The sequence below is a fragment of the Amycolatopsis sp. NPDC028719 genome (assembly GCF_055565395.1).
In genome coordinates this window covers 107,647-119,490 of sequence record NZ_JBVHUL010000013.1, presented here as the reverse complement: position 1 = coordinate 119,490, position 11,844 = coordinate 107,647, and the positions used below count along the sequence as shown (strand labels likewise).

General features: G+C 72.1%; 15 protein-coding genes and 1 pseudogene. 11 read left to right on the top strand and 5 right to left on the bottom strand.

Annotated elements, in window-relative coordinates; translation table 11 throughout:
- Both ACZ4TR_RS42330 and ACZ4TR_RS42325 read right to left on the bottom strand, forming a co-directional pair.
- Window positions 1-378, bottom strand: a complete 378-nt coding sequence (locus ACZ4TR_RS42330) for a hypothetical protein (protein ID WP_465293860.1) — start codon at window positions 376-378, stop codon at window positions 1-3.
- A 44-nt stretch (window positions 379-422) separates the two neighbouring features.
- Window positions 423-1,178 carry an acyltransferase gene (locus ACZ4TR_RS42325; RefSeq protein WP_364513174.1) on the bottom strand — a complete coding sequence of 252 codons (756 nt, stop codon included), beginning with the start codon at window positions 1,176-1,178 and terminating at the stop codon, window positions 423-425.
- A gap of 52 nt (window positions 1,179-1,230) precedes the next feature.
- Between ACZ4TR_RS42325 and ACZ4TR_RS42320 the strand changes: the two genes are divergently transcribed.
- The 6 genes and pseudogenes from ACZ4TR_RS42320 (at window position 1,231) to ACZ4TR_RS42295 (ending at window position 6,057) form a co-directional block, all read left to right on the top strand.
- Window positions 1,231-2,193, top strand: coding sequence for a nucleoside hydrolase (locus tag ACZ4TR_RS42320; protein ID WP_465294131.1), 963 nt, complete (start codon window positions 1,231-1,233; stop codon window positions 2,191-2,193).
- Between the two features lie 23 nt (window positions 2,194-2,216).
- Window positions 2,217-3,353, top strand: coding sequence for a C40 family peptidase (locus ACZ4TR_RS42315; RefSeq protein WP_364513479.1), 1,137 nt, complete (start codon window positions 2,217-2,219; stop codon window positions 3,351-3,353).
- 99 nt (window positions 3,354-3,452) lie between these two features.
- Entirely contained in the window at window positions 3,453-3,860 is a 408-nt protein-coding gene (locus ACZ4TR_RS42310) for a YciI family protein (RefSeq protein ID WP_364513177.1), read from the top strand.
- Between the two features lie 86 nt (window positions 3,861-3,946).
- Window positions 3,947-4,432, top strand: a pseudogene (locus tag ACZ4TR_RS42305) (pyridoxamine 5'-phosphate oxidase family protein); the annotation flags it as partial.
- Between the two features lie 26 nt (window positions 4,433-4,458).
- Window positions 4,459-4,908, top strand: a complete 450-nt coding sequence (locus tag ACZ4TR_RS42300) for a VOC family protein (RefSeq protein ID WP_465293858.1) — start codon at window positions 4,459-4,461, stop codon at window positions 4,906-4,908.
- 3 nt (window positions 4,909-4,911) lie between these two features.
- Window positions 4,912-6,057: an RNA polymerase sigma factor gene (locus ACZ4TR_RS42295; protein ID WP_465293856.1), complete on the top strand. Its 1,146-nt coding sequence runs from the start codon at window positions 4,912-4,914 to the stop codon at window positions 6,055-6,057.
- A 21-nt stretch (window positions 6,058-6,078) separates the two neighbouring features.
- On the opposite strand, the gene ACZ4TR_RS42290 is transcribed toward ACZ4TR_RS42295, so the two are convergent.
- Window positions 6,079-6,900 carry an MBL fold metallo-hydrolase gene (locus ACZ4TR_RS42290; protein WP_465293855.1) on the bottom strand — a complete coding sequence of 274 codons (822 nt, stop codon included), beginning with the start codon at window positions 6,898-6,900 and terminating at the stop codon, window positions 6,079-6,081.
- Between the two features lie 69 nt (window positions 6,901-6,969).
- On the opposite strand from ACZ4TR_RS42290, the gene ACZ4TR_RS42285 reads away from it, so the two are divergent.
- Entirely contained in the window at window positions 6,970-7,506 is a 537-nt protein-coding gene (locus ACZ4TR_RS42285) for a hypothetical protein (RefSeq protein WP_465293853.1), read from the top strand.
- Here the strand turns inward: ACZ4TR_RS42285 and ACZ4TR_RS42280 are convergent, their stop codons facing one another.
- Window positions 7,507-7,875, bottom strand: a complete 369-nt coding sequence (locus tag ACZ4TR_RS42280) for a VOC family protein (RefSeq protein ID WP_465293851.1) — start codon at window positions 7,873-7,875, stop codon at window positions 7,507-7,509.
- Window positions 7,876-7,935: 60 nt separating this feature from the next.
- On the opposite strand from ACZ4TR_RS42280, the gene ACZ4TR_RS42275 reads away from it, so the two are divergent.
- Entirely contained in the window at window positions 7,936-8,568 is a 633-nt protein-coding gene (locus tag ACZ4TR_RS42275) for a winged helix-turn-helix transcriptional regulator (RefSeq protein WP_465293849.1), read from the top strand.
- On the opposite strand, the gene ACZ4TR_RS42270 is transcribed toward ACZ4TR_RS42275, so the two are convergent.
- On the bottom strand, window positions 8,558-9,709 hold the full coding sequence (locus ACZ4TR_RS42270) for an MFS transporter (protein WP_465293847.1): 1,152 nt from the start codon (window positions 9,707-9,709) through the stop codon (window positions 8,558-8,560). The genes ACZ4TR_RS42275 and ACZ4TR_RS42270 overlap by 11 nt on opposite strands.
- A gap of 10 nt (window positions 9,710-9,719) precedes the next feature.
- Between ACZ4TR_RS42270 and ACZ4TR_RS42265 the strand changes: the two genes are divergently transcribed.
- From ACZ4TR_RS42265 to ACZ4TR_RS42255, 3 genes are all read left to right on the top strand, one after another.
- Window positions 9,720-10,127, top strand: coding sequence for an MmcQ/YjbR family DNA-binding protein (locus ACZ4TR_RS42265; RefSeq protein WP_465293845.1), 408 nt, complete (start codon window positions 9,720-9,722; stop codon window positions 10,125-10,127).
- Window positions 10,128-10,192: 65 nt separating this feature from the next.
- On the top strand, window positions 10,193-10,588 hold the full coding sequence (locus tag ACZ4TR_RS42260; RefSeq protein WP_465293843.1) for a YciI family protein: 396 nt from the start codon (window positions 10,193-10,195) through the stop codon (window positions 10,586-10,588).
- Window positions 10,588-11,808 carry an RNA polymerase sigma factor gene (locus tag ACZ4TR_RS42255; RefSeq protein WP_465293841.1) on the top strand — a complete coding sequence of 407 codons (1,221 nt, stop codon included), beginning with the start codon at window positions 10,588-10,590 and terminating at the stop codon, window positions 11,806-11,808. Before ACZ4TR_RS42260 ends, ACZ4TR_RS42255 begins: the two co-directional genes overlap by 1 nt.
- Window positions 11,809-11,844: the final 36 nt, after the last annotated feature.

The following is an 11,844-nucleotide window of genomic DNA, read 5'->3' as shown; positions in this document are numbered from 1 at the left end:
TCAGCCGCCCGGGCAGTCGTTGCCGCCGCCGCTGCGCTCGACGCAGTGGCGCGGCCCCGGCGGGGGCGGCGGGGCGTGGCGGACGTGGTCGACCCAGTTCATCCCGGCGACCGCGACGGCCAGGACCAGGCAGATCCCGAAGAACCAGGTCCACCCGGGACGCCGCCCGAGAGCCGCGATGACGACGCCGACCAGCGGCAGTCCCGCGCCGAGCCAGGCCGCCCAAGTCAGGTAGCCGTCGCCCGCGTGGCTGCTCGTGCCGAACACCGGGAAGCTCGCCAGGAACCCCTGCAAGAACAAGAACGGCACGACGAGCAGCAGGCCCACGGCGCACAACGCCAGCACGAGCGACGACCAGACAGTCCGCGACTCCCCCACTCGGTCATCATGCCCGGGAGGCAGACCACGGCACCTGAGTAGATCTACTGCTCGCCGAGGGTTTTCTGCAGTGCCTTGTTCGCCTTCCGCGCCATGTCGGCGACAGCCTCACGGCGAGCTGCGTCGGCCGCGTAGTCCTCTTCGCGGTTACGCACCACGCGAGCCGGCGCGCCGACCGCGATCGAGTAGTCGGGGATGTCGCCACGCACGACCGCGTGCGCGCCCAGCACCGAACCACGGCCGATGCGGGTGCCCTTCAGGACGCTGACCTTCGTGCCCAGCCACGTGTCCGGCCCGATGCGCACCGGCGACTTCACGATGCCCTGGTCCTTGATCGGCACGTGGATGTCGGCGATGACGTGGTCGAAGTCACAGATGTACACCCAGTCGGCGACCAGCGTGGCCGCGCCGAGCTCGATGTCGAGGTAGCAGTTGATGACGTTCTGGCGGCCGAACACGGACTTGTCGCCGATCCGCAGTGAACCCTCGTGGCAGCGGATCGCGTTGCCGTCGCCGATGTGCACCCAGCGGCCGATCTCCAGCCGCCCGTAGCCCGGCCGGCAGTGGATCTCGACGTCCTTCCCGAGGAAGAGCATCCCGCGCAGGATGATGTGCGGGTTGGCGAGCCGGAACTTGAGCAGCCGGTAGTACCGGACGAGGTACCAAGGCGTGTACGCGCGGTTGCGCAGCACCCACCGCAGCGAGTCGGCGGTCAGGAACTTCGCCTGCCGCGGGTCGCGCCGCGCGCGCCGCCAGGCCCGCACCCGCGACAGGGCGGGCGCACCCCACATCGACGTCATGCCCGTGACCGTAACCTGTGTGCGGGACGGGTTCACGGGCAAGGGGAGCTGGATGGGCACGAAGCTGATCATCGACACCGACCCGGGCGTCGACGACGCGCTGGCGATCGCGCTGGCGGCGCTGTCCCCGGACGTCGAACTGCTGGGCGTGACGTCGGTTTTCGGCAACGTGCCACTGGACCGCACGACCTCGAACGCACGCCGGCTGCTGGAACTCTTCGGCCGCACCGACGTGCCGGTGGCCGCCGGGGCCGCCCGGCCGCTCGTGTATTCGAAGCCGCGCGACGCCAAGGAGGTCCACGGCGGCGACGGCCTGTCGGGCCACTCCTACACGCTGCCCGAGGCGAGCCGTCCCCTCGACGAGCGTGACGCCGTCCGCCTGATGCTCGACCTGCTCGAAGCCGCCGACGAGCCGGTGACCATCGCACCGATCGGGCCGCTGACGAACATCGCCGCGCTGCTGGCGGCCCACCCGGGCGCGGCGGCGAAGATCGCGCGGCTCGTGATCATGGGCGGCGGGGTGACGTTCGGCAACAGCACCACCGCCGCCGAGTTCAACATCTGGAGCGATCCCGAAGCGGCTCGCCGCGTGCTGGTCGAGGAGGACGTCCCGGTCGTGCTCGTGCCGCTCGACCTCACGCACCGCTGCGCCGTCGACGCCGACTGGCTGGCGAAGCTCGCGTCGTCGGGGCCGGTCGGCGCCGTCCTCGAAGGCCTCACCTCGACCTACCGGCAGCACTACACGCGCGTGTTCGGCGAAGACCGCATGGTCATGCACGACGCCGTCGCGGTCGCGGAGGCGATTTCGCCCGGAATCCTCCAGACCGAGACCTACCGCGTCGACGTCGACTGCGGGCTGGGCCCGGCGCGCGGGCAGACGCTCGTCGACCGGCGAAGGCTCGGCGAAGACGATCCGCAGTTCAGTCCCGGCCGCCCGATCGAGGTCGCGATGGACACCGACCTCGACGGCCTGCGTGGTTTCGTCCTCGACCGGTTGACCGGAGCCGCGCGGTGACCGACGAGCCGGAGATCGTGCCGATCGAAGAGCCCGAGGTCGCACCGGAGGAGAAGCCCGGGCCTCGCCGCCGGAAGGCCGCCGTCGTGGTGGCCGCGGTGGTCGTGGTCGCCGCCGCGCTCGTCGTGGGCGTCCAGTTCGCGCCGAAGCAGCAGGAGACGACGAATGCCGCCGCGACGGTCACCCAGCCGGTTTCCGTCCCGAAACCGACCACATCCCCGCAGACGTCGGCGCCGCCCAAGGTGCCGGAAGCGAGCGAGTTCGACGCCTGGGCGTCCAAGACCAGCCAGTGGCTCGACGTCCCGCTGCGCGCGATGGTCGGCTACGCGAAGGCGACGACGAAACTCGCAAAGGACGCTCCGGGCTGCCACCTGTCGTGGGTGACGCTGGCCGCGGTCGGCAAGGTGACCACGGACCACGGCCGCGCGCAGGGCGGGCAGATCGGCACCACCGGCGTGCTGGACAAGCCGCTCGGCACGATCGAGGTGCGCGACTTCTACAACAAGGTCGTCTCGACGGCGAACGCCGCCGGGCCGATGCAGGTCTCCCCCGCGATCTGGGCGAAGTACCAGGCGAGCTACACGGGCGGGAAGCCCGATGTCCAGAACATCGACGACGCCGCGCTGACCACCGGCCGCGCACTGTGCGACGGCGGCACCGACCTCTCCCAGGGCCAGCCGTGGTGGGACTCGGTCGCGAAGCTGCAGTCGGCGCCGCTGCTCCTGCACCGGACGCTGGCCACGGTCAACGTCTACGGCACGGTCGGCCAGGGCTCCGCGGCGCCGAACCCGGCGGTGCTGAGCGCGGTGAACTTCGCCATCGACAAGATCGGGCTCCCCTACATCTGGGGCGGCAACGGCACCGGCGGCAACGACCCGGGCTTCGACTGCTCCGGCCTGACGACGGCGGCGTACGGAAGCGCCGGCGTCAAGCTGATGCGCACGGCCGACACGCAGTTCCGGAGCGTCCCGCACGTGACCGATCCGCAGCTGGGCGACCTGATCTTCTACGGCGAGCCGGCGACGAAGATCCACCACGTCGGGCTCTACATCGGCAACCAGCAGATGATCGACGCGCCGCAGACCGGCCAGGCGGTGCAGGTGCACTCCTACCGCAGGAACGGCGACGACTACGCCGGAGCCGGCCGCCCGACGGCCTGAGAAAATTCCTCCGGCGGCGATGTCGAGAACGCGCGATCTGCCGCGTCCCCGGGTCGGACGCGGCCAAGATGGGCCGCACCCGGACCGAGGAGAACGATCATGGCCAAGTACCTGCTGCTGAAGCACTACCGAGGCGCCCCGGCTGCCGTCCACAACGTGCCCATGGACCAGTGGACGCCGGAGGAGATCTCGGCCCACGTGCAGTACATGCAGGATTTCGGGGCCCGGCTCGAGGAGACCGGCGAGTTCGTCGAGCACCAGGCGCTCACCCCGGAGGGGACGTTCGTCCGGTTCGACGGCGACGGACGCCCGCCGGTCACCGACGGCCCGTTCGCCGAGACGAAGGACCTCATCGCCGGCTGGACGGTCATCGACGTCGACAGCTACGAGCGCGCCCTCGAGCTGGCCGCGGAGCTGTCGGCCGCCCCGGGCGCGGGCGGGAAGCCGATCGGCGAGTGGCTGGAGCTGCGTCCGTTCTGGGGCGCGACGCCGACCATTACGGAGTGACCCAGGTCACATGGGCGCCGTGTCGAGAAGCCGCCCACGGTTCCGTCCCCGGCACGAACCACAGCCGATCCGACGAGGAGACCGACATGCAGCAGAGCACGATCGACGAGATCCTGAACCGCCCGCTCAGCCGGGAGCTGCTGGCCCGGGACCTCACCCGGCTGGCCTACACCGCCGTCGACGGCACGCCCCGGTCGATCCCGATCGCGTTCACGTGGAACGGCTCGCAGATCGTCCTGTGCACGCCGACGAACGCGCCGAAGCTGCCGGCATTGCGCCGCAACCCGGCGGTCGCGCTGACGATCGACACCGAGGTGCACCCGCCGAAGATCCTGCTGATCCGGGGCACGGCCGAGCTGGACGTCGTCGACGGCATTCCGGAGGAGTACCTGCAGTTCAACGGCACCTACGAGATGACGCCGGAGCAGCGGGTGGAGTGGGAGAAGGGCGTGCGGTCGCTCTACGACGGCATGGTCCGGATCGTGGTCACGCCCACCTGGGCCAAGTTGATCGACTTCGAGACGACGCTGCCCAGCGCCGTCGAAGAGCTCGTGCAGCGGCAGAAGGAACGTCAGCACGCCCGAGGAGGAGATCGTCAATGGGTGACAACAGCGTCCTGGCGCGGCTCGAACACGTCGGCATCGTCGTCGAGGACCTCGGCGCCGCCAAGGCGTTCTTCAGCGAGCTCGGGCTGGAGCTGGAGGGCGAGATGACGGTCGAGGGCCGCGTCGTCGACCTCATCGTCGGGCTGGCCGGCGTCCGCTCGGACGTCGCGATGATGCGGACCCCGGACGGCAACGGGTGCCTCGAACTGATCAAGTACGAGACGCCCGCGAGTCCGGCCGGGGATCCGGCCGCGCCGGCGAACAAGCCCGGCATCCGGCACATCCTGTTCGAGGTGGCGGACATCGACGACGTCGTCGGCCGGCTGCGGCGCCACGGTGCCGAGCTCGTCGGCGAGGTGACGCAGTACGAGGACAGCTTCCGGCTCTGCTACCTGCGCGGGCCGGCGGGGATCATCGTCGAGCTGGCCGAAACGATCGGGTGAACCGTGGACGAAGTTCTGCTCCGAAGCCTGACGCCGCACGTGCTCGGGATCCTCGTGCGGCGCGGAGCCGACTTCGCTTCGGCCGAAGACGCCGTGCAGGACGCGCTGCTCGAAGCACTCCGCGTCTGGCCGGCCGAGCCGCCGCGCGACCCGAAGGGCTGGCTGGTCACGGTCGCCTGGCGCAAGTTCCTCGACGCAACGAGGTCGGAAGGCGCCCGGCGGCGGCGTGAGGACCTCGTCGACGTCGAGCCGGCGCCCGGGCCGGCAGCCGCCTCGGACGACACGCTCCAGCTCTACTTCCTGTGCGCGCACCCGTCACTGACGCCGTCTTCGGCGGTCGCGCTCACCCTGCGCGCCGTCGGCGGGCTGACCACGCGTCAGATCGCGCAGGCCTACCTGGTTCCCGAAGCGACCATGGCGCAGCGCATCAGCCGGGCCAAGCGCACGGTCGGGCAGGTGCGGTTCGACCAGCCCGGTGACGTCGCGACCGTGCTGCGCGTCCTCTACCTCGTCTTCAACGAGGGCTACTCCGGCGATGTCGACCTGGCCGCCGAGGCCATCCGGCTCACCCGGCAGCTCGCGGCCGCGATCGACCACCCGGAGGTCGCGGGGCTGCTGGCGCTGATGCTGCTCCACCACGCCCGGCGCGCCGGGCGGATCGCGGCCGACGGCAGCCTGGTGCCCCTCGCCGAGCAGGATCGCGGCCGGTGGGACACCTCGGCGATCGCCGAGGGCGTGGCGATCCTGCAGAAGGCGCTCGCCCGCGACCGGCTGGGCGAGTTCCAGGCCCAGGCGGCCATCGCGGCCCTGCATGCCGACGCGCCGACCGCCGGGGAGACGGACTGGGTGCAGATCGTCGAGTGGTACGACGAGCTCGCGCAGCTGACCGACAGCCCGGTCGTCCGGCTCAACCGCGCGGTGGCGGTGGGCGAGGCCGACGGACCACGCGCCGGCCTGGCGGCCCTCGCGGAGCTGGACGACGCGCTGCCCCGGTACACGGCGGTGGCGGCGTACCTCCACGAGCGCGACGGCGATCTGACGACGGCCGCGCGGTTGTACGCCGAAGCGGCCGAGAAGGCGCCCAACCTCGCGGAATGCACTCATCTGACCCGGCAGGCCGCGCGGCTCAACACCCTTCGGCGTGGGTGAGCCCGACCGCGGGCAGTCCCTTCAGCCGAGGTGGTCGTTCGCCCCGCTCACCCACTCGACGTAGCGCTCGGCCGACCGGCGGACCGCGCCCTTGGCGTCGCCCAGGATCTTGCCGCCCAGGAGGCCGTAGAGGCGGTCGAACTCGTACGGCTCGAGCCGGTCCACGATGCGCCTGACCAGCCCGGCCGACAGCGGGATCTTGTTCGGGTAGCTGCGCATGAACGTCACCCAGCCCGCCGCCGCCACCGGCACCATCGTGTCACCCGCCAGCACGAAGCCGCCGGTTCCGGTCGCGACGTGGGCGACCGCGGCGCCCGGGAAGTGCCCACCCGCCTCGATGAGTGTCACGCCGGGCAGGATCCGCTCGGTGCCGGACCACTCCCGGATCACCGGGTCTTCGCGCCGCACCCACTGCCGGTCGGCGGCGTGCACCAATACGGGGACACGGCCGAGGCGGTGGCTCCAGCTGACCTGGGAGCCGTACATGTGCGGGTGGCTGGCCACGATCACCGCGGCGCCGCCGAGCTCCTCGATCTCGGTGGCGAGCGCCGCGTCGAGGTGGTTCGGCGGGTCCCACAGGAGGTTGCCCCCGGCGGTCCGGACCAGGTGCGTCCACTGGCCGATGCCGAACGGCGGTTCGCGGTTGAACCGGTGCAGGCCCGGTTCCAGCTCCTCGTGGACGACTTCGTGGCCGTCGGCCGAGAGCTTGCCGAGGGTCGTCCACACCTGCCCGGAAGCGGGCACCCACTGGCGGTCGTCGGCGCAGATGGCGCAGGTGCCGGCCGGGGGCCGGTCGGTGTCGGGGTGTTCGACCCCGCAGGTTCCGCAGATCCAGATCGTCATCACGCCAGTCTTGAAGCTCCAGCAAGGTCGAGGTCAACCTCGCTGCGGGAGCCCTGGGACAATCCCGCCATGGACTCGGGGACGACCACGCAGCTGATCACCGTGGGCGCGACGCTCGGCGGCGTGCTGCTCACGATGCTGACCACCACGCTCGTGGAGGGCCGCAAGCTGAAGGCGACCCAGCGTGCCGAGGAGCGGAAGCGCGCGGCCGAGCACGCCACCTGGCTGCGTGACGAACGGGTCAAGGCCTACGCGGGCCTGTCGAACGCGGGCGAAGAGGCGTTCCAGCTGATCCGGTCGGAGTTCGTCAACCTGCCGGAGAACCGCGCCGAGATCGAGACCCGGTGGCGAGAACGGCGCAACGAGCTGCGCAAGGCGCACAACCAGGTCGCGCTGTTCGGCACGGAAGAACCCCGCCGGCGCGGCAAGGAACTGTGGAAAGTGGCCCGCAACGGGGCGAACGACGTCCTCGCCGTTCCGGACTCCGGGGACCCGGCGGTGCGGCAGGCCGGTCTCGACCGCGTGCTGACGGGGATCAGCGAGACCGGCGACCGGTTCCTCGAAGCGTGCCGCGCCGATATCCAGGGCACGACGACGGACCACTAGTCACGCCGGGCCGGCGAGCCCGACCAGGTTGCCCTCGGGGTCGGTGAAGTGCGCGACCACCAGGTCGCGCCCCGGCGCGCGGGCCGGGCCCAGCCGGCGCGTTCCGCCGAGGCGTTCGGCCTGCGCCAACGCCGCCGCGACGTCCGGGACGCCCACGTAGAACACCACGTGGCTCTCGTGTCCCGCGCCGCCGCCGACGCCGCCCGGGATGGTGTCCGTCTCGACGAAGCCGTAGTTGCCCGCTTCCGACACCTGGTCCGCCACCGGCCCCGAGGTGTCGAACTCCCAGCCGAACAGCTCGCCGTAGTACCCGCGCAGCCGCGCCGGGTCCGTCCCGATGACCTCGAAGTGCACCACTGGATTTCCCATGACGGCGACCGTACGCCGCTCTAGTTGTTTAAAACAACCTCTCAGTTGTAGATTGGCACCATGTCGACGAGCCGTACCTACGGAGACGCCTGCGCCACCGCCCGCGCGCTGGACATCGTCGGGGAACGCTGGGCGCTGCTCGTCGTGCGCGAGCTGCTGCTCGGGCCGCAGCGGTTCTCCGACGTCCGCCGCGCGCTGCCGGGCGCCAGCTCGAACCTGGTCACCGACCGGCTGCGCGAGCTCAAGGGCCACGGCGTGCTGACCCGCCGGAAGCTGCCACCCCCGGCGGCGTCGACGGTCTACGAGCTGACCGAGTGGGGCCGCGAGCTGGAGCCGATCGTGCTGGCTCTCGGCGCGTGGGCCGCCCGCGTGCCCCTCCCCGAGCCGGCGACGCTCGGCGCGACGTCGATGCTGCTGTTCCTCCGCGGCTCCGCCCGCCCGCGCACGACGGCTTGCTACCGCGTCGAACTGGACGATCGCGTGTGGACGGTCCGCACCGAGCCGGGCCGGCTGACGGTCGAGCCGGGCGAGCCCGCCACCCCGGACGCGACGATCCGGACCGACCCGCCCACGTTGAACGCCCTGCTCGAGAAGCCGTCGGACCTGGACGCGGCGATCGAAGACGGCCGGATGACGGTCGGAGGCGACCGGAAGGCCGTCCGCCGGCTGCTCCGGGAAAGAGTCACCGCGTGAGCGCTGCCTCGCGGACCCGCAGCGACGGTGCGAGGAACACGATCCCGAACGTCGCGACGACCGCCGACGACAACGCCCAGTGCAGCCCGATCCTCGTCGCCAGCGCGCCCACGAGCACCGGCTCCACCAGGAACCCCAGGTACCCGCACGCGGCGACGGCCGCGACCGCCTTGCCCGGCGCGTCCGCCTGCTTGCGGCTCGCCACGCTCCACGCGATCGGCACGATCCCGGCCACGCCGAGGCCGACCACCGCGAAACCGAAGACCACCGCGACCGGCCAGGGCACGAGGAGGACCACGGCGAAGCCCAGCACCGCGACCGTGGTCGCCACGCGGACGAACCGCACCGCGCCCGTGCGCGCCACCACCCGGTCGGCGACCAGGCGGACCGCGATCATCGTCCCGGAAAACGCGAAGTAACCCAGTGACGCGAGCGCGGGCGTCGCGCCGGTGACGTCTGCCAGGTACACCGCACTCCAGCTGTTGACCGCGCCCTCGGCGACGAACCCGCAGAACGCGATCACGCCGAGCGGCACCAGCGCCCGGCCCGGCCACGCGAACGCCGCGTCGCCCTGGCCGCGATCCGCCCCGGACAGGAACAGCGCCCGGCCCCACAGCGCCAGCGCGAGCAGCACCGCGCCCGCGATCGGGAAGTGCACCGAGACCGGGACGTGCAGGGCCTCCATCAGCGCGTCGACGCCCGAACCCGCGAGGCCGCCGATGTTCCAGAACGCGTGGAAGCCGGCGAAGATGGGGCGCCCGTAGCCCTCCTCGACGCGAGCCGCGTGGGCGTTCATCGCGACGTCGAGCAGGCTGTTGCCCACGCCGAGCACCACGAGCGCGGCGACGAACACCGGCGCGGACCACGCGAACGCCACCAGCGGCAGCCCGCCGCACAGCACGGCCGCGCCGAGGACGACGGCCGCGCGGCTGCCGATCCGGGTGAGCAGCGCCCCCGCGCCCACCAGTGCGACCACCGACCCCAGGGCGAGCCCGAAGAGCCCCGTCGCCAGCCCGCCCGTGGTCAGCCCCAGGTGCTCCTGCACCGCCGGCATGCGCGCCAGCCAGGTCGCGAACGCCGCGCCGCACACGGCGAAGACGACGGAGACCCCCAGGCGAGCGCGTTTCAGTTCTCCGGTCACTTTCGCGATTATGCTGATCTCCGTGGCCGGCTGGGACGACGCCGGCCGGATCGCGCGTGGGCTGCCTGAGGTGATCGAGGACAGCTCCCGCGGGTATCCGGCCTGGCAGATCGGCAAGAAGGGCTACGCCTGGGAGCGCCCGCTGCGCAAGGGCGACGTCGAAGCGCTCGGCGCGCGGGCGCCCGCCGGGCCGGTGCTCTGCGCCTACGTGCCGGACGTCGGGGTCAAGGACGCGCTGATCGCCGACGACCCGGCCGTCTTCTTCACGACGCCGCACTTCCGCGGCTTCCCCGCGATCCTCGTCGAGCTCGACCGGATCGACGTGCCGACGCTGGAGGAAGTGCTGGTCGAGGCCTGGTTGTGCCGGGCGCCGAAGCGGCTGGCGAAGACGTGGCTGGAAAATCGGCGAACCCTGTAGAGAACGCGGACCGGACTCCGTCCTTTCCCGTGAACGCGCCACCGGGGCGCGGAAAGGAGCCGATCATGGCGAAGTACATGCTGCTGATGAGCTACACCGAAGGCACCGCGTGCGACCTCCCGATGGGCGAATGGCCGCCGGAGGACATCCGCGCGCACATCGACTTCCAGCAGGCGCTCGACGCCGAGCTGCGGGACAAGGGCGAGCTCGTCGACGCGCAGGGCCTGGCCGGGCCCGACCTGGCGAAGACGGTGGTCTCCGACGGCCGGACCAGTCCCGTGGTCACCGACGGGCCGTACCCGGAGGGCAAGGAGCTGCTGGCCGGCTACTGGGTCGTCGACGTCGAAAGCGAGGAGCGCGCGCTGGAGATCGCGGCGAAGGCCTCGGCCGCGCCCGGCCCGGCCGGGGTGCCGATCGGGCAGCCGATCGAGGTGCGCCAGGTGATGAGCGCGCCCGCCTGATGCCCGGCGACCGGGTCGAGGACCTGCTGCGCACGCTCGCGCCGCAGGTCCTCGGCGTCGTCGCGCGGCGGTTCCGCGACTTCGACGCCGCGGAGGACGCCGTGCAGGAGGCGCTGCTCGCGGCCGCGCGGCACTGGCCGTCCGGCGGGTTGCCGGACAACCCGCGTGGGTGGCTGCTCCATGCCGCCGTCAACCGGCTGACCGACCAGCTTCGCAGCGACCAGGCCCGGCGCCGCCGGGAAGACGCGGCGGCGCTCGAACCACCGCCGCCGGACGTCCCGGGCACCGACGACACGCTGACGTTGCTGTTCCTCTGCTGCCATCCGGCGCTCACGCCCGCGGCGGCGATCGCGCTGACGCTGCGCGCGGTCGGTGGCCTGACCACGGCCGAGATCGCCCGGGCGTTCCTGGTTCCGGAAGCGACGATGGCGCAGCGGATCAGCCGGGCCAAGGCGCGGATCAAGGCGTCGGACGTGCCGTTCCGGCTGCCCGCGCCCGAGGAGCGCGAAGCTCGTCTGCGGTCGGTGCTGCACGTGCTCTACCTGGTGTTCAACGAGGGCTACACGAGCAGCGCGGGCGGCAGCCTGCACCGGACCGAGTTGTCCGGCGAGGCGATCCGGCTGACCCGGCTGCTGCACGGGACGCTGCCGGCCGACGGCGAGGTCACCGGGTTGCTGGCGCTGATGCTGCTCACCGACGCGCGGCGCCCGGCGCGGACCGGGCCGTCCGGCGAGCTGGTGCCGCTGGCCGAGCAGGACCGGGCGAAGTGGGACCGCGGGCAGATCCGGGAGGGCGTCGCGCTGGTCACCGAGGCGCTCGCGCTCGGCGACGCGGGCGAGTACCGGCTGCAGGCCGCGATCGCCGCCACGCACGACATCGCGCCGCGCGTCGAAGACACCGACTGGGACCGGATCCTGCGGACCTACGGGCGGCTGGAGCGGGTGACGGACAACCCGGTGGTGACGCTGAACCGCGCGATCGCGACGGCGATGGTGCACGGGCCCGCCGCCGGGCTCGCCCTGCTGGAGACCCTTGACCTGGGCGGGCACCGGCCCGACGCCGTCCGCGCGCACCTGCTGGAGCTGGCCGGGGACGTCGCCGGCGCCGTCCGGCACTACGACGCCGCGGCCGCGCGGACCACGAACACCCCGGAGCAGCGGTACCTCCTGACGCGCGCCGCCGCGCGGCTCCGGTCGTCGAGGTCCGTCCGAGGCAGCTGAAAACCACCCCACGGCCACCTCGGTCCGGACTATCTT